Raw genomic sequence first — 24,135 nt, 5'->3', positions numbered from 1 at the left:
GGAGGCCGCGGAACGCGACGGCGCCTGGACGGCCGAGTCCAGCCGCGGAGACGCCCTGTCCGGGCTCGGGCTCGGCGGAATCCCCGGTGCGCGCGCCATCGGACGTCTCTCCGGCGGACAGCGTCTGCGGCTCGCACTGGCCGCGGTCCTGCTCCGGGCCCCGCACACGCTGCTGCTCGACGAGCCTTCGAACCACCTCGACGACGCGTCTGCCGCCTACCTCGAGCGCGTGCTCCGGGAATGGCCGGGCATCGTGATCTTCGCGAGTCACGACCGCGCACTGCTCGACGCCGCGGCCACCGGGATCCTCGACCTCGACCAGTCACCGGTTCCCGCGAGCGTGCTCGGCGAGAGCGGAGAGGCAGCCGAGGATACGGGATCCGGTCTCGGCATCCGGCACTGGGGCGTCGGCTACTCCGCCGCCCGCGCCGCGCGTGCCGAGGAGATGCGGCGCTGGCGTCAGCGGTACGAGGCAGAGCTCTCCGAGCGCGAATCCCTCGACCACGAGATCCGTGTCGGCGCGCACGAGGTGAACCGGAAGCACGAGTCGAAATCGGAATCGCGGATCACCCGCAAGTTCTACGCCGACAAGGACGCGCGCGTCACCGCCCGCCGTGCGCGGAACGCACGAGTGAGGCTCGAAACCCTCGAACGAGAGCGCGTGCGCCGACCACCGGAGCCGCTGCGGTTCCGGGGCTTCGACGGCGGGGACCCGGTCCAGGCCGACATCGCCCCCGGGCCCCTCGGGCCTCCCGGCACCCCTGACGCCGATGCGCCCCTCCTGATAGCCGACCGCGTCGCGATCCCCGAGCGGATCCCCGAGACGTCGCTCGAGCTCCGCGCCGGCGGCAGGATCCTGCTCAGCGGGCCGAACGGGGCCGGCAAGTCGACGCTGCTGGCGATCCTCGCGGGCGAGCTCGAGCCCGAATCGGGCACCGTCGAGCGGGCCGCACGCACGGGATACCTGCCGCAGGAGGTCGAGTTCGAAGATCTCTCGCAGTCCGCCGAGGCGAGCTATCGGGACCTGGTGGGCGTCGAGATCGCGGAATGCGCTCCGCTCGAGACGCTCGGGCTCATCTCACCCCGGGACCTCTCCAAGCCCACCGGCGAGCTCAGCATCGGTCAGGCACGACGGCTCGCGCTCGCCGTGCTCGCCGCGGACGCACCACCCGTGCTCCTGCTCGACGAACCCACCAATCACCTGTCGCTCACCCTGGTCGAAGAGCTCGGCGACGCCCTCGAGGCCTACTCCGGAGCCCTCATCGTCGCGAGCCACGACCGCTGGCTGCGCTCGCGCTGGCGGGGAGAGGAGCTGCGCCTCGGCTGAGCTGCGCCGCCTCTCCGCGCTACGCGGCGCCCTCGAACATCGAGGTCACCGAGCCGTCCTCGAACACCTCGTGGATGGCCTGCGCGAGCAGCGGCGCGATCGACAGCACCGTCAGCTTGTCGAAGCGCTTCTCGGGCGGGATGGGCAGCGTGTCGGTGACGACGACCTGGTCGATGAACTCCTGCGAGAGATGCTCGGTCGCTCGGCCGGAGAAGATCGCGTGCGTGCAGGCGATGGTCACGCCGCGCGCGCCGTTCGCCTTGAGCGCCTCGGCCGCCTTCGCGATCGTGCCGCCCGTGTCGATCATGTCGTCGACGACCACGCACCAGCGATCCTTCACCTCGCCGACGATGTCGTGCACGGTGACCTGGTTCGGCACCAGCGGGTCGCGGCGCTTGTGGATGATCGCCAGCGGCGCATCGAGGCGATCGCTCCACACATCGGCCACGCGCACCCGGCCCATGTCGGGCGAGACCACCGTCAGATCGTCTCGGTCGATCGTCTTCTTGAAATGGTCCAGCAGGACGGGCATGGCGAAGAGGTGGTCGACGGGGCCGTCGAAGAAGCCCTGGATCTGCGGGGCGTGCAGATCGACCGACATGATGCGATCGGCACCCGCGGCCTTGAAGAGATCGGCGACGAGGCGCGCCGAGATCGGTTCGCGGCCGCGCCCCTTCTTGTCCTGGCGCGAATAGGGGTAGAACGGGGCGACCACGGTGATGCGCTTGGCCGAGGCCCGCTTGAGCGCGTCGACCATGATCAGCTGCTCCATCAACCACTCGTTGATGGGGTGCGTGTGGGACTGGATGACGAAGGCGTCGCAGCCGCGCACGCTCTCGTCGAAGCGCGCGTACAGCTCGCCGTTCGCGAAGGTGCGGGCGTCGGTCGGCACCAGTTCGGCGCCGAGCTCCGCGGCCACCCGCTCGGCGAGCTCGGGATAGGCCCGGCCCGAAATCAGCACCAGCTTCTTCTGGCCGGCCATCTCGATAGCGCTCATGCTCGCTCTTCCTCGCTGTCGTGTCCCTGTCGATGCTTCCCCGCGGCCCGAGCGCTGCTCGTATCGGGCCGGTGCTCGGCGACCCATCCCTCGATGTTCCTCTGCGGAGCCACGTTCATCGCGAGCGAGCCCGGAGGCACATCCTTCCTCACGACCGTGCCGGCCGCGGTGTAGGAGCCGTCTCCAATCGTAACCGGAGAGACGAGCACGTTCTTCGCGCCGATGCGGACGCCCTCGCCCACCTCGCTGCGGTGCTTGTTCACCCCGTCGTAGTTCGCGACGATGGTGCCCGCGCCGACGTTGCTGCCGTCGCCGATCACGGCGTCGCCGACGTAGCTGAGGTGCGGCACCTTGCTGCCGTCGCCGATCCGCGCGTTCTTCGTCTCGACGAAGGCGCCGAGCTTGCCGCCCTCGCCCACCTCGGTGCCGGGGCGGATGAACGCGAACGGACCGATCTCGGACTGCGCGGCGAAGACGGCGAGCGTCGCCTCGCTGCGCCGGATCCTCGCACCCTCGCCCACCTCGCAGTCGAGCAGGGTCGTGTCGGGGCCGATCACCGCGCCGCCTGAGATCGAGGTCGCCCCCTGCAGATACGTGCCGGGCAGGATCTCGACGTCGGGCTCGATACTGACATCGGCATCGATCCAGGTCGTCGCCGGATCCACCACGGTGACGCCGGCCCGCTGATGCCCCAGCACGATCCGGCGGTTCAGCTCCCGCCCGGCCTCGGCCAGTTGCGCCCGGTCGTTGACGCCCGCGATCAGCCACGGGTCGTCGGTCGCGACGGCGTCCACCGCGAGCCCGGTCTCGAGGATCCGCGCCGCGGCGTCGGTGAGGTACTTCTCGCCCTGGGCGTTGTCGGTGCCGATCCGCTCGAGCGCCGCCTCCAGCGCCCGTATCGCGAAGACGTAGATGCCGCCGTTGATCTCGGTCACCCGGCGCTGCACCTCATCGGCGTCCTTCTCCTCGACGATGCCGCGCAGCGAACCGCCGGCGTCCCGGAGGATGCGCCCGAGGCCGGTCGGATTCTCGAAGACGGCCGAGAGCAGCGTCATCCCGCGCGCGTGCTCCACGTGCCCGCGGATGAGTCGCTCCAGCGTCGAGACATCGATGAGCGGCACGTCGCCGCTCAGCACCACGACGCTGCCGTCGAAGTCGTCGGGCAGTGCGGCGATCGCCTGCTCGACCGCGCGTCCGGTGCCGGGCGTCTCGTCCTGGTCGACGATCAACGTGCCGGGCGCGTGATCCGTGATGGCCGCGGCGACCAGGTCCCGCTCGTGGCGCACGACGGCGACGATGCGCTCGGGGTGGAGTCCGGCCGCGGTGTCGAGCACGTGCGAGATGAGCGGGCGCCCGCCGATCCGGTGCAGCACCTTCGGCACGGCCGACTTCATGCGGGTGCCCTGCCCCGCCGCGAGGATCACGACCGCGAGTCTCTCTGTCATCCTGTGAAACCTTCCTGGCCGGGCATTGGGAACGGTGGCCGCTCCCGACATGCCGAGAAGCTGCGCTCCGCCCCCAGGGTTCGAACCTGGACCTCACAGCTCCAAAGGCTGTCGTGCTGCCGTTACACCAAGGCGGACCGTGCCGCCCGGCGGCACCACTCACCAATTCTAGGGTGTGCCGTCCGACTCGATTCCGCATCCCGGGTCGCTCAGCCCGTGGGCCGCGGGACCGGGATAATGGGAGCATGAGCCAGCATGACGAGGTCGACCGGATCCTGAGCGACTGGGCGGCCGCGCGCCCGGACCTCGATCTCGCCCCGCTCGCCGTGTTCTCGCGGATGACGCGGGTCACGAAGCATGTGGATCGCGCCCGTTCCCAGGCGTTCGAGCGCAGCGGCCTCGCGGCCTGGGAGTTCGACGTGCTCGCCGTGCTGCGCCGCGGCGGGTCGCCGTTCCGGCAGAGCCCGAAGGTGCTCGTGCAGCAGACCATGGTGTCGAGCGGCACGATGACGAACCGGATCGACCGCATGCAGGAGCGCGACCTGGTCCGTCGGCTGACCGACCCGAACGACGGGCGCGGCGTGCTCGTGGAGATGACGGAGCAGGGCCAGACCCTCGTCGATGCGGCGATGACCCGGCTGAGCGATTACGAGGAGCAGCTGCTCGGCGGCATGCCGCGAAGCGAACGCGAACGCCTCGCCACGCTCCTGCGCAAGCTCGCGCTCAGCGTCGACCGCTTCGAGCCGGGCGCCTAGGGCATGTCGGAGGCCGTCCCGCGCATCCTGTTCCCCGAGGATCTCCCCGTCTCGCAGATGCGGGGCGAGATCGAGGCCGCGATCCGCGACCACCAGGTCGTGGTCGTCGCGGGCGAGACCGGCTCGGGCAAGACGACCCAGCTGCCGAAGATCGCCCTCGCCCTCGGCCGTGAGCGCATCGCGCACACGCAGCCGCGCAGGATCGCCGCGCGCACGATCGCCGAGCGCATCGCCGAGGAGACCGGGACCGAGCTCGGGCAGCTGGTCGGCTACCAGGTGCGGTTCACCGACAAGGTGTCGAAGGACACTCGGATCCGCCTGATGACCGACGGCATCCTGCTGAACGCGATCCACCGCGACCGCGACCTCGCCGCCTACGACACGATCATCATCGACGAGGCGCACGAGCGCAGCCTCAACATCGACTTCCTGCTCGGCTACCTGAAGACGCTGCTGCCGCGGCGGCCGGATCTGAAGGTCATCATCACCTCGGCGACGATCGATCCGGAGTCGTTCGCGACGCACTTCGCGAACCCGCGCACCGGCGATCCCGCCCCGATCGTCGAAGTCTCGGGCCGCACCTACCCCGTCGAGATCCGCTACCGGCCGCTGGTCGAAGAGGTCGAGCTTCAGGATGCGAAGGGAGGGGCGCCCCGGATCCGCCGGATCGAGCGCGACCTGTTCGACGCGATCGGCGAGGCGGTCGACGAGCTGGCGCGGGAGGAACCGGGCGACGTGCTCGTCTTCCTGAGCGGCGAGGCCGAGATCCGCGATGCCGCCGATGCGCTCAGAGGCAGGGCCGCCGATCGTGCGCGGCCGCTCGAGGTGCTCCCCCTCTACGGCCGTCTGAGCGCCGCCGAGCAGCACCGCGTGTTCGAGAAGCGCAGCGGCGGGAACGCCGGTGCGCGCCGCGTCGTGCTCTCCACCAACGTGGCCGAGACGAGCCTCACCGTGCCCGGGATCCGCTACGTCATCGACGCCGGCACCGCGCGCATCTCGCGCTACAGCGCCCGCAGCAAGGTGCAGCGCCTGCCGATCGAGGCGATCTCGCAGGCGAGCGCGAAGCAGCGTTCCGGCCGTTCCGGCCGCACGAGCCCGGGCATCGCGATCCGCCTCTACGGGGAGGAGGACTTCGAGAGCCGCCCCGCGTTCACCGAGCCCGAGGTCCTGCGCACCGGTCTCGCGAGCGTGATCCTGCAGATGCTCGCCATCGGCCTCGGCGACATCGCCGGGTTCCCGTTCCTCACTCCGCCCGACAGGCGCGGCATCGCCGACGGCATCGGCCTGCTCGCCGAGCTGGGCGCGGTCGAGACGCGCGGCACGGGTTCGAGAGCGAACCATCGCATCACCAAGGTCGGCCGCGAGCTCAGCCGCCTGCCCATCGAGCCGCGGTTCGCACGCATGGTGCTCGAGGCGCGGCGCCACGGGGTCGTGCCCGAGGTGATCGCGATCGTGGCGGGGCTGACGATCCAGGACGTGCGCGAGCGACCGGCGGAGGTGCGGGGCCGCGCCGACGAGTTGCACGCCCGCTTCGCCGACCCGCTCGGCGACCTGATGACCCTGCTGAATCTCTGGAACCACCTGCAGGAGCAGCAGCGGGCGCTCTCGTCGAGCGCGTTCCGGCGGCTGTGCAAGGCGGAATTCCTGAACTTCCTGCGTGTCCGCGAGTGGATGGATCTGGTGCGGCAGCTCTCGCGCGCCGCGAAGGACGCGGGAAAGGCGCACACCCGGCAGGGCGACGCGGGTGGCGGAAACGCCGATCTCATCCATCGCAGCATCCTCGCCGGCCTGCTCTCCCAGCTCGGGGTGCGCGACGACACGCAGGATCGCCGGGCCCCCCAGGGCCGCGGCGCCTCCGGAGCCCAGCGCCGCAAGCCGGCGCAGGAGTATCTCGGCTCGCGCGGCACCCGCTTCGCGCTGCACCCGGGCTCGGTGCTGGCCAAGCGCCCGCCCGAGGTGATCATGAGCGTCGAGCTCGTCGAGACGAGCCGGCTTTTCGCGCGCGGCAACGCGGCGATCGAGCCCGAGTGGGCGGAAGAGCTCGCCGGCCCGCTCGCCAAGCGGCAGCTCAGCGAACCGCGCTGGGAGAAGTCGCAGGGCGCGGCCGTCGCCTACGAGCGGGTCACGCTCTACGGCGTCCCCATCGTCGAGCGCCGCCGCGTGCAGCTCGCCCGCTTCGACCTGCCCTACGCGCGCGAGCTCTTCATCCGGCACGCCCTGGTCGAAGGGGAATGGGAGGCGCCGGGCGGCAAGCTCTACGCGTTCGAACGCGCGAATCGGCAGCTGCGGCGCGAGCTCGAGCAGCTCGAGGAGCGCACGCGCCGACGCGGCCTGATCGGCGACGACGACGCGGTGTTCGAGTTCTACGACGCGCGGCTGCCTGCGGAGATCGCGAGCACGCGCGACTTCGAGGGCTGGTGGAAGCGCGAGCAGCGCACGCATCCGAAGCTACTGAACCTGCGCCGCGAGGATCTGCTCGAAGAGGCCGACGGCCCGGAAGACTCGGCCGATCAGGAGTTTCCCCGCGAATGGCGGCACGGCGATCAGACGCTTCGCCTGCGCTACCGCTTCGACCCCACCGCCGACGACGACGGGGTGACCGTCACCGTGCCGCTGCCGCTGCTCCCGCGCCTCGCGGGCGAAGAGTTCGACAAGCTGGTGCCCGGCCTGCGCGAGGAACTCGTCACCGCGCTCATCAAGACGCTGCCGAAGGCGATCCGCAAACATGTGGTGCCCGCGGCCGACTGGGCGCGCACGCTGCTCACGACGGTCGGGCCGAAGCTTGATGCGGCGGACGGCAGCGGACTCACCTCGCTGCTCGCCGACGAGATCCGCCGCCGCACGAGCGTGCCGGTGACGGCCGCAGATTTCGAACCGGAACGCCTCCCCGCGCATCTCACCCCGACCTTCCGGGTCATCGACGAGCGGGGCCGCACGATCGGCAGCGGCAAGGATCTGGGCGAGCTGCAGGCGCGGCACAAGGATCGCGCCACGCGCGGCGTGGCCAAGGTCGCCGCCGCGTCGCTGCCGGTGCACGAGCTCGAGCAGAAGGGGGCGACAACCTGGGCCTTCGGCGATCTCCCGCGCCACGTCGACTCGGCCTACGCCGGTGGACGGAGCGGGGCCGGTACAGTGCGGGCCTACCCGGCGATCGCGGATCGCCGGACCTCCGTCGACCTCGTCCTCGTGGCCGACGAGGCCGAGCAGACCAGGCTGTCGCGGCGCGGCATCCGGCGCCTGCTCGCCCTGTCGAGCCCCTCGCCCGCGAGCTACATCCGCGAGCACCTCTCGAACCAGGAGAAGCTGCTGCTCGGCGCCGGCCCCTACCGCACGCTCGACGAGGCGATCGCCGACGTGTCGCTCGCGGTCGCGGACCGGGTGATCCGCCGCCATGCCCCGGACGGTCTCGTCTGGCGATCTGACGTCTTCGAGCAGATCGCGAACGACTATGCGCACGCGCTGATCGACGAGATCTACGGCGGCATCGCGCTCGCCGCTCGCGTGCTCGACGGTGCACGGCTGGCGCGCAAGGCGATCGACGGCGCGAAGTCGCTGCAGGTGCTCGGGCAGGTGACCGATGCGAAGACGCAGCTCGACGGCCTCGTCTGGGCGCATGCGCAGGGCCAGGGCTTCGTCTCGGCCACCGGCCTGCGGCAGCTCGAGCGCGTGCCCGTCTATCTCGAGGCGATCCGGCAGCGCATGGCCGGGCTCGCCGAGCATCCCGGCCGGGATCGCGCCTGGCAGCACGAGAGCGACCGTGCGCTCGCGGTCTTCGGCGAGGCGGGCGGATCCATCCCTCTGCCCCTCGACGCCCCCGAGCACCTGGTGCAGGCCCGCTGGATGATCGAAGAGCTGCGGATCAGCCTCTTCGCCCAGCAGCTCCGCACCTCGGGCCCCGTCTCGCTGCAACGGATCCGGAAGGTGCTCGGAAGCTAGCTCCAACGCCCGTCCGCGCGGCCTTCCTCCGACACCTTTCGGGGGAAGGCCGACGCATTGCGGAGACGGCACCGGACAGTAGACTCGCCTGATGGGCATCTACAAGGATCTGGGGCGCAATCCTGGCGTCTTCCGCGTCCTCGTCTCCCAGCTGGTCGCCCGCTTCCCCTTCGGAATGCTGTCGATCGTCATGCTGCTGCATATGCAGCACGCCTTCGGCGACTACACGTCGGCGGGCATCGTCCTCGCCGCTCAGAGCGTCGGCCAGGCGATCTCCGGCCCGCTCACCAGCCGTCTGATGGGCCGGCTGGGCATGCGACGGGTCCTCTCGGTCACCTCGATCATCTGCGCCGCGCTCCTGACGACCATCGCCTTCGTGCACCTCCCGCTCCTCATCGTCACCTCCCTGTCCTTCCTCATCGGCATCACCACGCCGCCGGTCACCCCGGCCGTGCGCACCCTCTACCCCCGCATCGTCCCCGGCAATCAGATCTCGGCGCTGTTCTCGCTCGACGCGGCCGCGCAGGAGATCATCTGGGTCGTGGGCCCGGTCGTCGCCGTCTTCGTGGCCTCCCAGTTCGGCACGGTGGCGGGCCTGTGCGTCGCCGCGGCGTTCATGGTGCTCGGCGGCGCCTGGTTCATCTCGAGCCCGGCCTTCGACAAGGTGCGCATCCCGAAGGCGCGGAGCCGCTTCGGCGCCGTGCTGCGGCGCCCGACCGTCGTGATCGCGACCACGGTCACCTTCTTCTTCGTGGCCTCGTTCGCCGCGATCGAGGTGGCCATCGTGCGCGCCTTCGCCCCCGCGGGCGAGGGCGCCGGGCACGCCAGCCTCGAGTCCGGCATCGTACTCGCCGTCTTCGCCAGCGGATCGCTCGTCGGCGGTCTGCTCATGGGGCACCGGGCCGTTCGCCCCTGGTCCCTGCTGCTCCGGGTGCTCGTGGTTCTGGCCGGCACGCTCGCGTGTCTCGTGAGCCTGAACATCTGGTGGCTCGCGACGGTGCTGTTCATCGGCGGCATGGGCACGGCCCCCACCTTCGCGGCCGTCTCCAGCATGATCGGCGTGACGGTGAAGTTCTCCGAGACGGCCGAGGCGTTCGGATGGATCGGCACCGGCCAGCTCGTGGGCGTCGCCACCGGATCGGCGATCGCCGGCATCGCGATCGACGCGTCGGGCGCCGAGGGGGCGATCCTCGTCTCGGGCGGACTCCTCACGATCGCGGCGATCATCGCGGCCGCGACCACCCGATGGATCCCCGATCTGAAGGGCAAGGACATCGAGCCGCCGCCCGAGACCAGCACGCTCACGATCCCGCTCCCCTGACAGAGGATCCGCAACCGCGCACAAGAACTACTGATTCCGTAGTTCTGACCGCACAATACGTTCGATTTCCACCGCTTTCACCGGGCTCGCACGGGCGATATCTGTTATTCCCCGGGTAGTGCCGAGCCGCCCGATGTGGGAGACTGAGCAGGACCCTGCAATCGACGATGTCACTAAGGAGTGAGCCATCCATGGGCAATTTCGCCGTTATCAACCCGGCAACGGGTGAGACCCTCGCCGAGTACCCGGACGCGACCGACGCCGAGGTCGAGTCGGCCCTCGCCTCGACCCAGAAGGCCTACCAGGAGTGGTCGCGCAAGACGACCGTGGCCGAGCGCGCGGCGCTCGCGAAGCGCGCCGCCGAACTCTTCGATGAGCGCAAGGACGAGCTCGGCGCCATCATCAACCGCGAGATGGGCAAGCCCCTCGAGCAGTCGGTGGGCGAGGCCGAGTTCTCGGGCGCCATCACCGCGGCGTTCGCCGACAACGCCGAGAAGTGGCTGGCCGACGAGCCCCTCGAGGTCGAGGACGGCCTGAAGAGCTTCTTCCGCTTCCAGGGCATCGGCGTGATCCTCGGCATCATGCCGTGGAACTACCCGTACTACCAGGTCGCCCGCTTCGCGGTTCCGAACCTGATCCTCGGCAACACCGTGATCCTGAAGCACGCGAGCCAGTGCCCGGAGTCGGCCCTCGCGCTCGAGAAGATCTTCCGCGATGCGGGCTTCCCCGAGGGCGCCTACGTCAACGTGTTCGCCACGCACGATCAGCTCTCCACCATGATCGCCGACGACCGCGTCCAGGGCGTCTCCCTGACCGGCTCGGAGCGCGCCGGGGCGATCGTCGCCGAGCAGGCCGGCAAGCACCTCAAGAAGTGCGTGCTCGAGCTGGGCGGTTCGGACGTGTTCCTGGTCCTCGACACCGCTGATCTCGATCACGCGGTCGAGCACGCCGTGGGCGGCCGCATGGAGAACACCGGCCAGGCCTGCAACGGCTCGAAGCGCATCGTCGTGGCCGATCACCTCTACGACGCCTTCAGCGCCAAGTTCCTCGAGGCCATCGGCGGCCAGAGCTACGGCGACGACTTCGGGCCGCTCTCCTCCGCCGGTGCGACCAAGACGCTGACCGCTCAGGTGCAGGGCGCGATCGACCAGGGCGCCCAGGTGCTCGTCGGCGACAACAGCCCCGAGGGCAACGTCTACACGCCGACCGTGATCGGCGGCATCACGCCGTCGATGGACGTCTACAGCCAGGAGCTCTTCGGCCCCGTCGCGCAGCTCTACCGCGTGTCGAGCGATGAGGAGGCGATCGCGCTCGCGAACTCGTCTCCCTACGGCCTCGGCTCGGTCGTCATCTGCGACGATCTCGAGCGCGCGGAGCAGGTGGGCAATCAGCTCGACGTCGGCATGGTGTTCATCGGCGGCGCCGGGCTCGAGGGCGCGGACGTGCCCTTCGGCGGCGTGAAGAAGTCGGGCTACGGGCGCGAGCTCGGCAAGGTCGGCATGCTCGAGTTCGCCAACAAGAAGCTCTTCCGCTTCGCCGGCTAGGCGTTCGCTTTCGCGAAGGATCGCGGCCCGGGGCTTCGGCTCCGGGCCGCTTTCGTTCTCGCGGATCGTCGGTCAGTAGCTGCTCCCTTTGTCGGGCCAGAGAGATCTACTGACGAGGAATCGGAGCCGGGCTACTCCCCCAGCCGCTTGCGCGACGCGATGGCCCGATCCGCCTCGCGCTTGTCCTGCTTCTCGCGCAGGGTCTGCCGCTTGTCGTACTCCTTCTTGCCCTTCGCGAGCGCGATCTCGACCTTCGCGCGGCCGTCGAGGAAGTACAGGCGCAGCGGCACGATGGTCATGCCGCCCTCCCGGGTCTTCTGGAAGAGCTTGTCGATCTGCTGCCGGTGCAGCAGCAGCTTGCGCTTGCGGCGCGGTGCGTGATTGGTCCAGGAGCCGTTCAGATACTCCGGGATGTAGGCGGCGTCGAGCCAGGCCTCGCCGTTCTCGATGAACACGTAGCCGTCCACCAGTGACGCGCGGCCCATCCGCAGCGACTTCACCTCGCTTCCGGTGAGCACCATGCCGGCCTCGTAGGTGTCGAGGATGTGGTAGTCGTGCCGCGCCTTCTTGTTCGAGGCGATGAGCTTCTCACCGGTCTCCTTGGGCATGCCGCACCCCCCTGCTCGCGATATCCGGACGAACGACCAGCCTACCGGAGGTCCGCGCGCCGGGCACCTGTCGCGGTTCAGACCCGGAGGTAGCGGGAGATCGCGATCTGCGCGGCGATCGCCGAGAGCACGATGCCCACGAGCAGCAGTATGGGCGGTACCACGAGCGACTGCTCGATCGTGATGTAGCTCGTGAACGGTGCGGACTTCGCGAGGACGTCCTGCACGAAGAACTTCACGATCGCGACCGACGCCGCCCCGGCGAGCACCGCGCCGACGAGTGCGGCGATGATGCCCTCCAGGATGAACGGGGTCTGGATGAACCGGTTGGAGGCCCCGACCAGGCGCATGATGCCGATCTCCCGGCGCCGCGAGAAGGCGGAGAGTCGGATCGTTGTCGAGATCAGCAGCATGGCGGCGACGAGCATGAGCCCGGCGATGGCGATGGCCGTGTAACTGGCGACCCCGAGCAGCAGGAAGATGCGGTCGAGCAGGCTCCGCTGGTCGGAGACGCTCTGCACGCCCGGGATACCGGCGAAGGTCTCCTGGATCACCGCGGAGCGGGACGGATCGTCCAGCTTCACCCAGAAGGTCTGGTTCAACTGCTCCGGTTTCGTGATGTCCACGATCGGGTTCCCGGCGAACTGCTTGGTGAACTCCTCGAACGCCTGCTCGTGATCGACGAAGAAGAAGTCGTCGATGTATGGCGCGAGGGTCTCCGATCGCAGGGCCTCCTCGACGGCGGCGATCTGCTCCTCCGTCGCGTCCTCGCCCGAGCAGGTCGCGCTCTGGTCGAAGTCGGTGCAGAGGTAGATCGCCACCTGCGCCCGGTCGTACCAGAACGTCTTCATCTGCTGCACCTGCAGCTGCATCAGGATCGCGGCGCCGACGAAGGTGAGCGACACGAAGGTCACGAGGATCACCGAGATCACGACCGACAGATTGCGGCGCAGGCCGTTCCAGACCTCGCCGAGCACCAGACCGAACCTCATCGCACCGGCCCCACATCCGTCTGCTCGTCATCCGTCGCACCGAGACCGAGCCGCTCGGCGATGCTGCCGTCCGCAGCGGCGATCTCGACCGGGTCGACCTGCACGGCCCCGTCGGCGGCGCGCAGGAATCCCGGGATGCGCGCCTGCGGGTCCGCGCGCACCGTGTCGTCGAGTTCGGGGTCCGTATGCGGGTCGCGTTCCACCGCGGCGGGAGGAGGGCTCGTCGCAGCGGGCGGCCGATCCACCGCGGCGGCATCCGCGGCAGCCTCCACCGCGCCGTCGTCCGGAGCGGTGTCGGTCGGAGCATTGTCGGTCGGAGCGATGTCGGCGGCGCCGAGCTCCTGCGTCAGCGTCGCGCGCACCACGTCCTCGCTCGTGCGGAGCGCCTGCGCGCCCGCGTGGGTGAGATCGGCGACGGGGATCGAGGCCGTCTCGCCGTAGCCGCCGCGCTGCTCGTCGCGCACGACGACGCCCTGGGAGAGCTCGATCACGCGCTGCTGCATGATGTCGACGAAGGTCGCCTCGTGCGTCGCCATCACGACCGTCGTGCCGGCCGCGTTGATCGCGCGCAGCAGTTGCATGATGCCGAGGCTCGTGGCCGGATCGAGATTGCCGGTCGGCTCGTCGGCGAGCAGGATCGCGGGCTTGTTGACGATCGCGCGCGCGATCGCGACCCGTTGCTGCTCGCCGCCGGAGAGCTCGTGCGGGAAGCGCTTCGCCTTGCCCTCAAGGCCGACCATGCGCAGCGTGTCGGGCACCGCCTCCTGGATGAAGCCGCGCGACTTGCCGATCACCTGCAGCGAGAAGGCGACGTTGTCGTAGACCGTCTTGTTGGTGAGGAGGCGGAAGTCCTGGAACACGACGCCGAGGTTGCGCCGGAAGTAGGGCACCTTGCGGTTCGAGATGCGGCCCAGATCCTGCCCGATCACGTGGATGCTGCCGCTGCTCGGCACGTCTTCTCGCAGGATCAGACGGATGCAGGAGGATTTGCCGGAGCCCGAGGCGCCGACGATGAACACGAACTCGCCCCGCTCGATGTTCAGGCTGACGCCGTCGAGGGCCGGGCGCTGCGTGCCGCGGTACTTCTTGGTGACGTTCTCGAAGAGGATCATGACGGGAACGACCCTACGCGCCGGATCGCAAGGTGCTGCGGCGGCGCGCCGCCGCGATGCGCACTGTGTCGCGGGTTCTCAGGATGACTGGTATTCAGTCCTTCTTGAGCGAGCGCCAGCGGATCCCCGCGGCGATGAAGCCGTCGAGGTCGCCGTCGAAGACCGCGTCGGGCTGCGAGGACTCGTGCCCGGTGCGCAGATCCTTGACCAGCTGCTGCCCGTACAGGAAGTAGGAGCGGATCTGGTCGCCCCAGCTCGCGGTCACGCTCCCGGCGAGCTCCTTCTTCTTCGCCGCCTCCTCCTCGCGCTGCAGCAGCAGGAGGCGCGTCTGCAGCAGGCGCATGGCGGCGGCACGGTTCTGGATCTGGCTCTTCTCGTTCTGCATCGAGATCACGATGCCCGTCGGCAGATGCGTGATGCGCACGGCCGAGTCGGTCGTGTTCACCGACTGGCCGCCGGGGCCGCTCGAGCGGAAGACGTCGACGCGGATGTCGTTCTCGGGGATCTCGACCTCGGTCGCCTCCTCGAGCAGCGGGATCACTTCGACGCCGGCGAAGCTCGTCTGCCGCTTGTCCGCGGAGCCGAAGGGGCTGATCCGTGCGAGGCGATGCGTGCCGGCCTCGACCGAGAGCGTGCCGAACGCGTAGGGCGCGTCGACCTCGAACGTCGCCGATTTGATGCCGGCGCCCTCGGCGTACGAGGTGTCGAGCACCTTCGTCGGGTGGCCGTGGTGCTCGGCCCAGCGCAGGTACATGCGCAGCAGCATCTCGGCGAAGTCGGTCGCGTCGTCGCCGCCGGCGCCCGAGCGGATCGTGATGACGGCCGCATGCGCGTCGTACTCGCCCGAGAGCATCGTCTGCACCTCGAGCTCCGCGATCAGCGCCTCGAGCGCGGCGAGCTCGGTCTTCGCCTCCTCCGCGGAATCCTCGTCGTCCATCTCCTGCGCGAGCTCGATGAGCACGTCGAGATCGTCGAGTCGCCGCTGCACCGCCGTGAGCTTGTTGTAGCGCGACTTGCTGTGGCTCAGGCTGCTCGTGACCTTCTGGGCGGCCTCCGGGTCGTCCCAGAGCCCCGGAGCGGCGGCCTGCTCCTCGAGGTCCGCGATCCGGCCCTCGAGCCCCGGGAGGTCCATGACGGTGGCGATGTCCGTGAAGGTGGCGCGTACGGCCTTGATGCGGGCGCCGAGATCGAGATCGAGCATAATGAGATCGATTCTACCCGTGCGGCCGCACCCGCAGCGCGGGCCTGAGCGAAAAGCGATGCTTCTCGTCCGGTCAGGCCCGCGCCAGCCTCTTCTGCCGGTTGATGTTCACCAGCTGCACGATGATCACCAGCAGCAGCGCTCCGATGAACACGATCGACGCGAGCACGTTCGCCTGCGCCGGTACGCCCTTGGCCGCAGCCGTGTAGATGAACTTCGGGAAGGTGCTCACGGCGCCCGAGTTGAAGTTCGTGACGATGAAGTCGTCGAACGAAAGTGCGAAGCTCAGCAGCGCCGCGCCGATGATGCCGGGGGCGAGCATCGGCAGCGTGATCCTGAAGAACACCTGACCCGGTGACGCGTAGAGATCGCGTCCCGCCTCCTCGATCGCGGGGTTCAGCGAGGCGACGCGAGCCTTCACCGCGACCACGACGTACGAGATGCAGAACAGGATGTGCGCCACCATGATCGTGCCGATGCCCTTCTCAACGCCCATGGTGAGGAGCTGGTAGGCGAGGCCGGCGCCCAGGACGACCTCCGGGGTCGCCATCGGGGTGAAGAGCAGCAGCGAGATCGTGCTGCGGAACTTGAAGCGATAACGCACGAGGGCGATCGCGATGAGCGTGCCCAGCGTGGTCGCGACGACGGTCGCGACCACGCCGACCATGATGCTGTTGCCGAACGCCGTGCACACATCGGGCGCACCGCAGATGTTCTTCCAGTTGTCGAGCGTGAAGCCGTTCCACTTGATGTTGTTGCGGCCCCGCTTCTCGTTGAAGGAGAACAGGATCACGTTCGCGATCGGCAGCAGCAGGTAGATCAGTACGATGACGCTGACGACGGGAACGAAGGCCTTGCCCAGGCTGAACTTGTTCACAGCAGGTCCTCCGTTCCGCTCCTGCGCACATAGGCGATGATCAGCACCAGGATGACCACCATCAGCACGATCGAGAGCGATGCCGCCAGCGGATAGTTCTGAGTCTGCAGGAAGTTCGACTCGATGACGTTGCCGACCATCGCCGTGTCGATGCTGCCGAGGAACTGCCGGGAGGCGTTCACGTAGTCGCCCGACATCGGGATGAAGCTGAGCAGCGTCCCCGAGACGACGCCCGGCATCGACAGCGGCAGCGTGACCTTGCGGAACACCGTCACCGGCGAGGCGTAGAGATCGCCGCCGGCCTCGAGCAGTCGCAGGTCGAGCGCCTGCAGCGAGGCGAAGATCGGCAGCACCATGAACGGGATGAAGTTGTAGATCAGACCGAAGACCACCGAGGCGTCGGTGCCGATGAACTCCGTCGGCAGGATCTGCTTCCACGCCAGCGTGCGCAGCAGGAAGCTGATGAAGAACGGCGCGATGACGAGGATCAGCAGGATGCCCTGCAGCATCGGCCGCGAACGGGCTCGCACACCGATCATGTAGGCCAGCGGGTAGCTGATGAGCAGGCCGACCACCGTGCCGATGATCGCGTAGACGAAGGATCGCAGGATGTGCGGCCAGTACTCCTGCAGCGCGACCCAGTAGTTCGAGAACTGGAGCGCGGCGACGTACTGGCCGATGCCCTGACCCTCTGCCGGTGCCTGGAGCGAGGTGATCGCGAGCTGGATGAACGGGGTGACGAAGAAGAGCAGCAGGTAGAGGATGCCCGGTGCGAGCAGCACCAGAGCGACCCAGCTCCCCTTCCGCGGCGCCTGTTCGACGGCCTTGGTGTTGGCCGAGAACGCGGTGAATGCCATGGTGCGCCCTTACTCCGCGAGTTCCGCCTGCGCGGCGATGGCCTGCGTGGAGAAGTCGGCCGTCAATGCACCCGTCTCCAGCCGGTCGTCAGCGAGGCCGAAGGTGTGCTCGACATGCCAGCTCAGCCACACCTCGTCGCCGAGCTGGGCCGCCGGGCCGGCCTCGACATTCTGCGAGAAGACCTCGACCTGGCCGGCTCCGGGCACCTCGACCGTGTACTCGGTGCTCACGCCGATGAAGGAGACGTCGACGATCCGGCCCGGGCCGAGCAGGTTGCGGCCGGCCGTGTCGGTCGGTGCCTCGCGATGCAGGCGCAGCTTCTCCGGCCGCACGCCGATCGTGATGGTGCCGGAGTCGCGCTCGCTGCGTGATCTCGGCAGCGAGATCGCGGCGCCGTTCGGCAGTGCCGTCTGGATCATCTGATCCGTGCCACCGGACACCTGCACCGCGAACAGGTTCGATTTGCCGAGGAAGTTCGCCACGAACACCGTCCGAGGCAGTTCGTACAGATCCTCGGGGGCGCCCATCTGCTCGATCCGGCCCTTGTTCATCACCGCGACGGTGTCGGCCATGGTCATGGCCTCCTCCTGATCGTGCGTGACGTGCAGGAAGGTCAGTCCGACCTCCTGCTGGATCTGCTTCAGCTCCTGCTGCATCTGCCGACGCAGCTTCAGGTCGAGCGCGCCCAAAGGCTCGTCGAGCAGGAGCAGCGCCGGCCGGTTCACGACCGCGCGCGCGAGCGCGACGCGCTGCTGCTGCCCGCCCGAGAGCTGTGCGGGCTTCCGGTCCGCGACGTGGTCCAGTTCCACCAGCTGCAGCGCCTCGTGGGCCTTGCCGATCGGATCGGCGATCCTGCGGCGCTTGAGCCCGAAGGCGACGTTCTCGAGGATCGACATGTGCGGGAACAGCGCATACGACTGGAATACCGTGTTCACCGGCCGCTGGTGCGGCTTCAGCGCAGTGACATCCTGACCGCCGATGAGGATCCGCCCGACGGACGGGTCCTCGAGCCCCGCGACCAGTCGCAGCGTGGTCGTCTTTCCGCAGCCCGAGGGCCCGAGCAGGGCGAAGAACGAACCGGCCGGGATCTTGAGATCGAGGTTCTCGATCGCGGTGAAACCGGGGAAGCGCTTCTGGATGCCGACCAGCTCGAGATCGGCACCGGCCTCCGCGAAGGAACGCGTATCGACCATGCGCTTACAGCCCCAGCAGCTTCTGGTAGGCGGTCGAGTAGCGGTTGTCCTCTTCGGCGGTGAGGATGCGGAACTGCTTCAGTCGCTGCCAATCGGACTCGGTCGGGAAGATCGCCGGGTTGTTCACCTGATCCGGATCGATCTGCTCCATCGCCTCCTGCGCGCCCTGCACCGGGGTCACGTACGCCACATAAGCGGCGACCTCCGCGGCGATCTCGGGCTGGTAGTAGTAGTCGATGAGCTCCTCGACCTTCGCCTTGTTCTCGGCGGAGGTGCCGTTCGGCACGGTGAACGAGTCGCGCGCGACCATGCCGCCGGCCTCGGGCAGTTCGACGCCCCACTGATCGCCGAGTTCGACGTTCATCATCACGACGTCGCCGGTCCAGACGAAGCCGGCCGCCATGGTGCCGGTCTCGAGATCCTGCGTGTAGTCGTTGCCCTTGACGTTGTTGATCTGGCCGCTGTCGAGCGCATCCTGCAGCCACGCCATCGCGTTGTCGAACTCGGTGTCGCCCCAGTCGCTGCTCGGGTCGACGCCCTGACCGGACATGATCAGGCCGATCGTGTCGCGCATCTCGCTGAGCACCTGCACCTTGCCCTTGAGCTCGGGCTTCAGCAGGTCGTCGAGCGTGTGCAGGCCGCCGGGCAGCATCTCCTTGTTCCAGGCCCAGCCGGTCGTCGGCAGCTGCCACGGGATGGAGTGCTTGCGGCCCGGATCCTCTGCGAGCGCCTCCCACTCGGACTCGAGCAGATTCGCCTCGACATTGGCGAGATTGCCGTAGTCGAACTCCTGCACCTGGCCGGCGCTGATGATGCGGGCGTTCATCCAGTCCGTCATCGTGATGACGTCGTAGCCGGTGAACTGGCCGAGCTCGAGCGCATCCTTGATCGTGCCGTAGAACGTGTTGTTGTCGTCGATGTTCTCGGAGTACTTGACGTCGAAGCCGGCCTGCTCGATGAATGCGTCGAGCGTCGGGTTCGAGCTGGTGGCCTCGTCGAAGTCCAGGTAGTAGGTCCAGTTGCCCCAGATGATGCCGCCACCGCTGTCGCCGCCGGTGCCACCGCCTCCGGTGCCGCCGCCACCGGTGCTGCAGGAGGCGAGTGCCATGGCTCCGGCACCGGCGCCGGCGATACCCGCACCGCGGAGCAGCTGGCGTCGGTCGAACTGCTGCCGGCGCAGCAGCGAGACGATGTCGCGAACGATGGGATCTTCAGGAAAGCGACGCACGAGGGACTCCTTGCTAGCTCTACGAGTTGTGATGAACGTTGCAGCACCGAGCGAAGGGCGGGTGGGCTTCGTCGCCTGGGGCCGATGTCTTTGAGTATGGCGCAGACGAACAGCGCTCGCCACCTGGGTCGGAGCAAATCTCCCAAGAATTACAAGAAACAGTTATGCATCTGCAATAGAAACGACGAAATGCGCTGTTCCTTCGGCCTTTTATGCGGTGTTTCGCATTCATCACGATTGTGAAAACATGGCGGGAATCGACACTCGCACCGTAGAAGGCGCCGCCCTTTGACCCTCGTCGGGTAAACCCAGACCGCACAAAAACAGGGAATATCGTCAACTTCAACCGTGAATTTCAACGGAATCCTTTGCTTTTTCCCGGTTTGAGTGTCAGTATCAGTAACGTGAGCACCATCCGAATCACGCCGACGCTCGATGCGACGTCGAAGGCGATCATCGAGCAATTGCAGCTCGACGGCCGCCGTTCGTACGCCGAGATCGGCAAGGCCGTCGGCCTCAGCGAGGCCGCCGTCCGTCAGCGTGTGCAGAAGCTCACCGATGCCGGGGTCCTGCAGATCGTTGCAGTGACCGACCCGATGCGCCTCGGCTTCAGCCGACAGGCCATGCTCGGCATCCGCGTCTCCGGCGACACCAGGGTCGTCGCCGACAAACTCGTCGAGATTCCAGAAGTCGACTACGTCGTGCTCAGCGCCGGGTCCTTCGACATTCTCGCCGAGATCGTCTGCGAGGACGACGACGCGCTCATCGAGCTCCTGAATCAGACGATTCGGGAGATCGACGGCGTCTTGTCGACGGAGACATTCCTGTATCTGCAATTGAAAAAGCAAAAGTACGACTGGGGAACAAGATAACCATGTCTTTCGATCCGACCGCGGCGGTCGACACCACCGCCCTTCAGGCCTCGGCCAAGCGCCACATGTGGCCGCACTTCACGAACCGCAAGGTGCTCGACGACGGCATCCCCGTCATCACGCGCGCCGAGGGTCACCACATCTACGATGCTGCGGGCAAGGGGTACATCGACGGCCTCGCCGGCCTCTTCGTCGTGAACGCGGGCCACGGCCGCCAGCGCATCGTCGAGGCCGCCGCCAAGCAGATGCAGCAGCTCGACTTCATGCCGCTCTGGTCGTACGCCCACCCGGCGGCGATCGAGCTCTCCGAGCGCCTCTCCTCGTACGCTCCCGGTGAGATGAACAAGGTGTTCTTCACCACCGGCGGCGGCGAGGCCGTCGAGTCGGCCTTCAAGCTGGCGAAGCACTTCTGGAAGATCCAGGGCAAGCCGATGAAGCACAAGGTCATCTCGCGCTCGGTCGCCTACCACGGCACCCCGCAGGGCGCGCTGGCCATCACCGGCATCCCCGACATGAAGAAGTTCTACGAGCCCCTGACCCCGGGCGGCCACCGCGTGCCGAACACCAACTTCTACCGCGCCGAGGAGATGGGCGCTCCCAGCGACGACCTCGAGGCCTTCGGCCAGTGGGCGGCGAACCGCATCGAGGAGGCGATCCTCTTCGAGGGTCCCGACACCGTCGCGGCCGTGTTCCTCGAGCCGGTGCAGAACTCGGGCGGCTGCTTCCCGCCGCCCCCCGGCTACTTCAAGCGCGTCCGCGAGATCTGCGACGAGTACGACGTACTGCTCGTCTCGGACGAGGTCATCTGCGCCTACGGCCGCATCGGCGATTTCTTCGCATCGAAGGCGCTCGGCTACGAGCCCGACATCATCACCTCGGCCAAGGGCATCACCTCGGGCTACGTGCCCCTCGGTGCGATGATCGTCTCGGACAAGGTGTCGGAGCCCTTCAACTCGGTCGAGAACACCTTCTACCACGGCTTCACCTTCGCCGGCCATCCGGCGGCGGCGGCGGCGGCGCTCGCGAACCTCGACATCTTCGAGGAGGAGGATCTGAACGGCCGCGTGCGCGAGAACAGCCCGCTGTTCCGCGCCGAGCTCGAGAAGCTCCTCGACATCGACATCGTCGGTGACGTGCGAGGCGAGGGCTACTTCTTCGGCATCGAGCTCGTCAAGGACAAGGCGACGAAGGAGACCTTCAACGAGGAGGAGTCGGACCGGCTCCTGCGCGACTACCTCTCGCCCGCGCTGTGGGAGGCCGGCCTCTACTGCCGCGCCGACGACCGCGGCGACCCCGTGATCCAGCTCGCTCCGCCGCTGACCATCGGTCCGGCCGAGTTCGCCGAGATCGGCGGGATCCTCCGCAGCGTGCTGAAGGACGCCTCCTCGAAGATCTGAGCCCCGTCCTCACGAGGCAGAATCCGTGATCAGCCCGTCCGCGCCGAGTGCGCGGGCGGGCTGATCCGCGTTCACGGGCAGGTGCCGCCCACGGGCAGAAGGCCCCGCGTGCAGAAAGCCGACGACGCGACGCGCGAAAAGGGGAAGATTCGGGGGAAGGAACGCGGAATCGCGAGAAGAACCCGCGGAGAACCCGCTAATCTCTCAGGCAGACCTCAGGGTCGAAAACAGGGGGGTCGGGCCCGCCGCTTCGGGGGAAGACGACGGGCCCTGTATAGCAACCACCGGACCGTAGGGGGGGTATTTACGGGAGCTTTCGAGCTCAACATTCACGGTGATCGCTGTGTGAGCGGGGTTCCCTGTTACGGGGAGCCCCGCCGCTTTTTCTCCGGCCTCTCGGCGCGGAACACGGTGCGGCAATACCGTACCCACGCTGACGACGATATCAAACGGTGCTTGGTTTCTGCCGTGAACGACGCGCGGGGGAAGCAGAAGAGGCGCCCCCTCCCGGAGGAGAGAGCGCCTCGAAGTCTGCGACGACCGTCGATTCTGACGGCTCCGAGCCTGGGCTGTCGGCGTCCGCAGCCTCAGCGACGAAGGCCGAGCCGCTCGATCAGCGAGCGGTAGCGGGTGATGTCAACATCCTGCAGGTAGCCGAGCAGGCGGCGACGCTGACCGACGAGCAGCAGCAGGCCGCGACGCGAGTGGTGGTCGTGCTTGTGCTGCTTCAGGTGCTCGGTCAGATCCTTGATCCGCTGCGTGAGCAGCGCGACCTGAACCTCGGGGGAACCGGTGTCACCGGGGGTGGTCGCGTACTCTTCGATGATCGCCTTCTTGACTTCTGCTTCCAGTGCCATAGGGATCCCCTTCCTGTTGCTGCGCGGCGCCGCCAGCGGGATGCTGGGGCTCTCTCTATCCGCGGCCGTTCGACGGCAACCTTCATAGTCTAGCATCCTCTCCGCCGCTCGTGTCCCCTGCCGCTCGATCCGGGCCCGACCTCTCGAGCCGTTCTCTCGGCCCGAGACCCGACTCACGCTGCGACATCGCGAGGAAACGGACTTGTGATCGTCGCTTCACAGGCGCGAAATGAGCCGGAAACAGCTTCAACGCAGACTGTGTGCACGCTCGTTCTCGCAGCCCGCGCTGAGCCGAGCGGATCGCCCGGCGACGGGCATCACCGAGAGAAAGGATGGCGTCACATGGAAGCCACGGACGTCTGGACACTCACGAGCAGTGCGCTCGTTCTCATCATGACCCCCGGGCTCGCCCTCTTCTACGGCGGCCTGGTGCGCGTGCGCTCCGTCGTCAACATGATGCTCTTCAGCGTGAGCGCCATGGGGGTGGTCGGCATGCTGTGGATCGTCTTCGGCTACAGCATGAGCTACTTCGCCGACGGAGAGAGCGGATTCGCCGGCAGCCCGTTCAAGGACTTCGGCCTGCTCGGCAGCGATCCGGCGGGCTTCATCGGCGTCGGCTTCGGCGCCGTGTTCGCCATGATCACGACCGCGCTGATCTCGGGCGCGATCGCCGACCGCGTCGGCCTCGGCTCCTGGGTGCTCTTCTCGGGCGTCTGGGCGACGCTCGTCTACTTCCCGGTCGCGGCCTGGGTCTGGGGCAACGGCTGGATCATGCAGCTCGGCTCGATGCTCGGCGCCCCGGATGTGATCGACCTCGCCGGGGGCACCGCGATCCACATCAACGCGGGCGCCGCGGCACTGGCTCTGGCGCTCGTCGCAGGTAAGCGCCGCGACTTCGGCCCGGGATCGCACAAGCCCCACAGCGTTCCGCTGGTCACGATCGGTGCTGCGCTCCTCTGGTTCGGTTGGATCGGCTTCAACGGCGGCCTCGCGACCGAGGTCGCGGACGCCGGCCTGATCCTCGTCAACACGATCGGCGCCCCCGCGGCGGCCATCATCGGCTGGCTCGTCGTCGACGTGATCCGCGGCAAGAAGCCGGGCGTGATCGGCGCCGCCTCCGGCGCGATCGCGGGCCTCGTGGCCATCACTCCCTCGGCGCTCAATCTCGCGCCGCTGTGGGCGCTGCTGCTCGGCCTGATCGCCGGCGCCGTCTGCGCCTGGTCCATCGACCTCAAGTACCGCCTCGGGTACGACGACTCGCTCGACGTGGTCGGGCTGCACCTGGTCGCCGGACTGATCGGCTCCCTCTACCTCGGGTTCTTCGCCTTCGACGACGGACTGTTCACCGGTGGCGACGGCGGCCTGCTGCTCGTGCAGGCGATCGCCTCCTTCAGCGTCCTGGCCTACTCGTTCATCGTCTCCCTCGCGATCGCCTTCGCGGTCAAGGCCGTCACCGGCCTGCGCGTGCCGAGCGAGGTCGAGGAGGCGGGCATCGACGCGATCGCCCACGGCGAGGAGGCGTACGCCCTCGACGAGACGGAGCTCGCCGGCACGAGGTAGCCGCGCCCTCCCCTGAGACCGGGGCGAGCTCGAGTAATGACGCTCGAGCTCGCCC

At 68.2% G+C, this 24,135-nt stretch carries 19 protein-coding genes and 1 tRNA gene; 8 read left to right on the top strand and 12 right to left on the bottom strand.

The features are described from left to right. Positions 1–1,327, top strand: a 1,327-nt coding sequence (locus ACFPZL_RS02390; protein ID WP_382334640.1) for an ATP-binding cassette domain-containing protein, incomplete at its 5' end; no start/stop codon positions are given. Positions 1,328–1,346: 19 nt separating this feature from the next. On the opposite strand, the gene ACFPZL_RS02385 is transcribed toward ACFPZL_RS02390, so the two are convergent. From ACFPZL_RS02385 to ACFPZL_RS02375, 3 genes are all read right to left on the bottom strand, one after another. Then, entirely contained in the window at positions 1,347–2,324 is a 978-nt protein-coding gene (locus ACFPZL_RS02385; RefSeq protein ID WP_218115081.1) for a ribose-phosphate diphosphokinase, read from the bottom strand. Continuing rightward, the gene (gene glmU, locus ACFPZL_RS02380) at positions 2,321–3,769 is read right to left on the bottom strand and encodes a bifunctional UDP-N-acetylglucosamine diphosphorylase/glucosamine-1-phosphate N-acetyltransferase GlmU (protein ID WP_218115080.1); all 1,449 of its coding nucleotides are present in this window, start codon (positions 3,767–3,769) and stop codon (positions 2,321–2,323) included. Before glmU ends, ACFPZL_RS02385 begins: the two co-directional genes overlap by 4 nt. A 65-nt stretch (positions 3,770–3,834) precedes the next feature. Further along, positions 3,835–3,906, bottom strand: a tRNA-Gln gene (locus ACFPZL_RS02375). Positions 3,907–4,014: 108 nt separating this feature from the next. Here ACFPZL_RS02375 and ACFPZL_RS02370 point away from each other — a divergent pair. The 4 genes from ACFPZL_RS02370 to ACFPZL_RS02355 all read left to right on the top strand — a co-directional run bounded on the left by ACFPZL_RS02370 (position 4,015) and on the right by ACFPZL_RS02355 (position 11,325). Then, positions 4,015–4,524, top strand: a complete 510-nt coding sequence (locus ACFPZL_RS02370; protein ID WP_218115079.1) for a MarR family winged helix-turn-helix transcriptional regulator — start codon at positions 4,015–4,017, stop codon at positions 4,522–4,524. Between the two features lie 3 nt (positions 4,525–4,527). Further along, complete coding sequence (gene hrpA, locus ACFPZL_RS02365) at positions 4,528–8,460, top strand: ATP-dependent RNA helicase HrpA (RefSeq protein WP_218115078.1); 3,933 nt, start codon at positions 4,528–4,530, stop codon at positions 8,458–8,460. A gap of 91 nt (positions 8,461–8,551) precedes the next feature. Beyond that, positions 8,552–9,781: an MFS transporter gene (locus ACFPZL_RS02360; RefSeq protein WP_218115077.1), complete on the top strand. Its 1,230-nt coding sequence runs from the start codon at positions 8,552–8,554 to the stop codon at positions 9,779–9,781. A gap of 191 nt (positions 9,782–9,972) precedes the next feature. Further along, positions 9,973–11,325, top strand: coding sequence for an NAD-dependent succinate-semialdehyde dehydrogenase (locus ACFPZL_RS02355; protein ID WP_218115076.1), 1,353 nt, complete (start codon positions 9,973–9,975; stop codon positions 11,323–11,325). A gap of 131 nt (positions 11,326–11,456) precedes the next feature. Here the strand turns inward: ACFPZL_RS02355 and smpB are convergent, their stop codons facing one another. The 8 genes from smpB to ACFPZL_RS02315 all read right to left on the bottom strand — a co-directional run bounded on the left by smpB (position 11,457) and on the right by ACFPZL_RS02315 (position 19,394). Next, the gene (gene smpB, locus ACFPZL_RS02350; RefSeq protein WP_218115075.1) at positions 11,457–11,933 is read right to left on the bottom strand and encodes an SsrA-binding protein SmpB; all 477 of its coding nucleotides are present in this window, start codon (positions 11,931–11,933) and stop codon (positions 11,457–11,459) included. 77 nt (positions 11,934–12,010) lie between these two features. Then, positions 12,011–12,925, bottom strand: a complete 915-nt coding sequence (gene ftsX, locus ACFPZL_RS02345; RefSeq protein WP_218115074.1) for a permease-like cell division protein FtsX — start codon at positions 12,923–12,925, stop codon at positions 12,011–12,013. Next, positions 12,922–14,037 carry a cell division ATP-binding protein FtsE gene (gene ftsE / locus ACFPZL_RS02340; RefSeq protein WP_218115073.1) on the bottom strand — a complete coding sequence of 372 codons (1,116 nt, stop codon included), beginning with the start codon at positions 14,035–14,037 and terminating at the stop codon, positions 12,922–12,924. Before ftsE ends, ftsX begins: the two co-directional genes overlap by 4 nt. A 94-nt stretch (positions 14,038–14,131) precedes the next feature. Continuing rightward, the gene (gene prfB / locus ACFPZL_RS02335; RefSeq protein ID WP_218115072.1) at positions 14,132–15,238 is read right to left on the bottom strand and encodes a peptide chain release factor 2; all 1,107 of its coding nucleotides are present in this window, start codon (positions 15,236–15,238) and stop codon (positions 14,132–14,134) included. A 73-nt stretch (positions 15,239–15,311) separates the two neighbouring features. Next, a complete protein-coding gene (locus ACFPZL_RS02330; protein WP_218115071.1) occupies positions 15,312–16,115 on the bottom strand; it encodes an ABC transporter permease in 804 nt (267 codons plus the stop codon). Next, positions 16,112–16,972, bottom strand: coding sequence for an ABC transporter permease (locus ACFPZL_RS02325; RefSeq protein ID WP_218115070.1), 861 nt, complete (start codon positions 16,970–16,972; stop codon positions 16,112–16,114). Before ACFPZL_RS02325 ends, ACFPZL_RS02330 begins: the two co-directional genes overlap by 4 nt. 9 nt (positions 16,973–16,981) lie before the next feature. Then, positions 16,982–18,166 (bottom strand): ABC transporter ATP-binding protein, encoded by a 1,185-nt coding sequence (locus tag ACFPZL_RS02320; protein WP_218115069.1) that lies wholly within the window; start codon positions 18,164–18,166, stop codon positions 16,982–16,984. A gap of 4 nt (positions 18,167–18,170) precedes the next feature. Beyond that, positions 18,171–19,394, bottom strand: coding sequence for an ABC transporter substrate-binding protein (locus ACFPZL_RS02315; RefSeq protein ID WP_236022027.1), 1,224 nt, complete (start codon positions 19,392–19,394; stop codon positions 18,171–18,173). Between the two features lie 404 nt (positions 19,395–19,798). On the opposite strand from ACFPZL_RS02315, the gene ACFPZL_RS02310 reads away from it, so the two are divergent. Together ACFPZL_RS02310 and ACFPZL_RS02305 are read left to right on the top strand one after the other, a co-directional pair. Then, positions 19,799–20,266 carry an Lrp/AsnC family transcriptional regulator gene (locus ACFPZL_RS02310; RefSeq protein WP_218115068.1) on the top strand — a complete coding sequence of 156 codons (468 nt, stop codon included), beginning with the start codon at positions 19,799–19,801 and terminating at the stop codon, positions 20,264–20,266. 2 nt (positions 20,267–20,268) lie between these two features. Next, positions 20,269–21,663 carry an aspartate aminotransferase family protein gene (locus tag ACFPZL_RS02305; protein ID WP_218115067.1) on the top strand — a complete coding sequence of 465 codons (1,395 nt, stop codon included), beginning with the start codon at positions 20,269–20,271 and terminating at the stop codon, positions 21,661–21,663. Positions 21,664–22,250: 587 nt separating this feature from the next. On the opposite strand, the gene rpsO is transcribed toward ACFPZL_RS02305, so the two are convergent. Next, complete coding sequence (rpsO, locus tag ACFPZL_RS02300; RefSeq protein WP_218115066.1) at positions 22,251–22,520, bottom strand: 30S ribosomal protein S15; 270 nt, start codon at positions 22,518–22,520, stop codon at positions 22,251–22,253. Positions 22,521–22,862: 342 nt separating this feature from the next. On the opposite strand from rpsO, the gene ACFPZL_RS02295 reads away from it, so the two are divergent. After that, positions 22,863–24,080 (top strand): ammonium transporter, encoded by a 1,218-nt coding sequence (locus ACFPZL_RS02295; RefSeq protein WP_218115065.1) that lies wholly within the window; start codon positions 22,863–22,865, stop codon positions 24,078–24,080. The last annotated feature ends 55 nt before the right edge of the window (positions 24,081–24,135 follow it).

The sequence above is a fragment of the Leucobacter soli genome (assembly GCF_042659205.1).
Taxonomy (GTDB): domain Bacteria; phylum Actinomycetota; class Actinomycetes; order Actinomycetales; family Microbacteriaceae; genus Leucobacter; species Leucobacter soli.
Note: the sequence above shows the minus strand (reverse complement) of the source record. Positions and strands in the feature narration are given on the sequence as shown.

Bases quoted from the DNA above. Each gene is read 5' to 3' on its own strand.
- ACFPZL_RS02385 (WP_218115081.1), bottom strand. From the start codon at position 2,324: ATGAGCGCTATCGAGATGGCCGGCCAGAAGAAGCTGGTGCTGATTTCG.
- glmU (WP_218115080.1), bottom strand. From the start codon at position 3,769: ATGACAGAGAGACTCGCGGTCGTGATCCTCGCGGCGGGGCAGGGCACC.
- ACFPZL_RS02370 (WP_218115079.1), top strand. From the start codon at position 4,015: ATGAGCCAGCATGACGAGGTCGACCGGATCCTGAGCGACTGGGCGGCC.
- hrpA (WP_218115078.1), top strand. From the start codon at position 4,528: ATGTCGGAGGCCGTCCCGCGCATCCTGTTCCCCGAGGATCTCCCCGTC.
- ACFPZL_RS02360 (WP_218115077.1), top strand. From the start codon at position 8,552: ATGGGCATCTACAAGGATCTGGGGCGCAATCCTGGCGTCTTCCGCGTC.
- ACFPZL_RS02355 (WP_218115076.1), top strand. From the start codon at position 9,973: ATGGGCAATTTCGCCGTTATCAACCCGGCAACGGGTGAGACCCTCGCC.
- smpB (WP_218115075.1), bottom strand. From the start codon at position 11,933: ATGCCCAAGGAGACCGGTGAGAAGCTCATCGCCTCGAACAAGAAGGCG.
- ftsX (WP_218115074.1), bottom strand. From the start codon at position 12,925: ATGAGGTTCGGTCTGGTGCTCGGCGAGGTCTGGAACGGCCTGCGCCGC.
- ftsE (WP_218115073.1), bottom strand. From the start codon at position 14,037: ATGATCCTCTTCGAGAACGTCACCAAGAAGTACCGCGGCACGCAGCGC.
- prfB (WP_218115072.1), bottom strand. From the start codon at position 15,238: ATGCTCGATCTCGATCTCGGCGCCCGCATCAAGGCCGTACGCGCCACC.
- ACFPZL_RS02325 (WP_218115070.1), bottom strand. From the start codon at position 16,972: ATGGCATTCACCGCGTTCTCGGCCAACACCAAGGCCGTCGAACAGGCG.
- ACFPZL_RS02320 (WP_218115069.1), bottom strand. From the start codon at position 18,166: ATGGTCGATACGCGTTCCTTCGCGGAGGCCGGTGCCGATCTCGAGCTG.
- ACFPZL_RS02305 (WP_218115067.1), top strand. From the start codon at position 20,269: ATGTCTTTCGATCCGACCGCGGCGGTCGACACCACCGCCCTTCAGGCC.
- rpsO (WP_218115066.1), bottom strand. From the start codon at position 22,520: ATGGCACTGGAAGCAGAAGTCAAGAAGGCGATCATCGAAGAGTACGCG.
- ACFPZL_RS02295 (WP_218115065.1), top strand. From the start codon at position 22,863: ATGGAAGCCACGGACGTCTGGACACTCACGAGCAGTGCGCTCGTTCTC.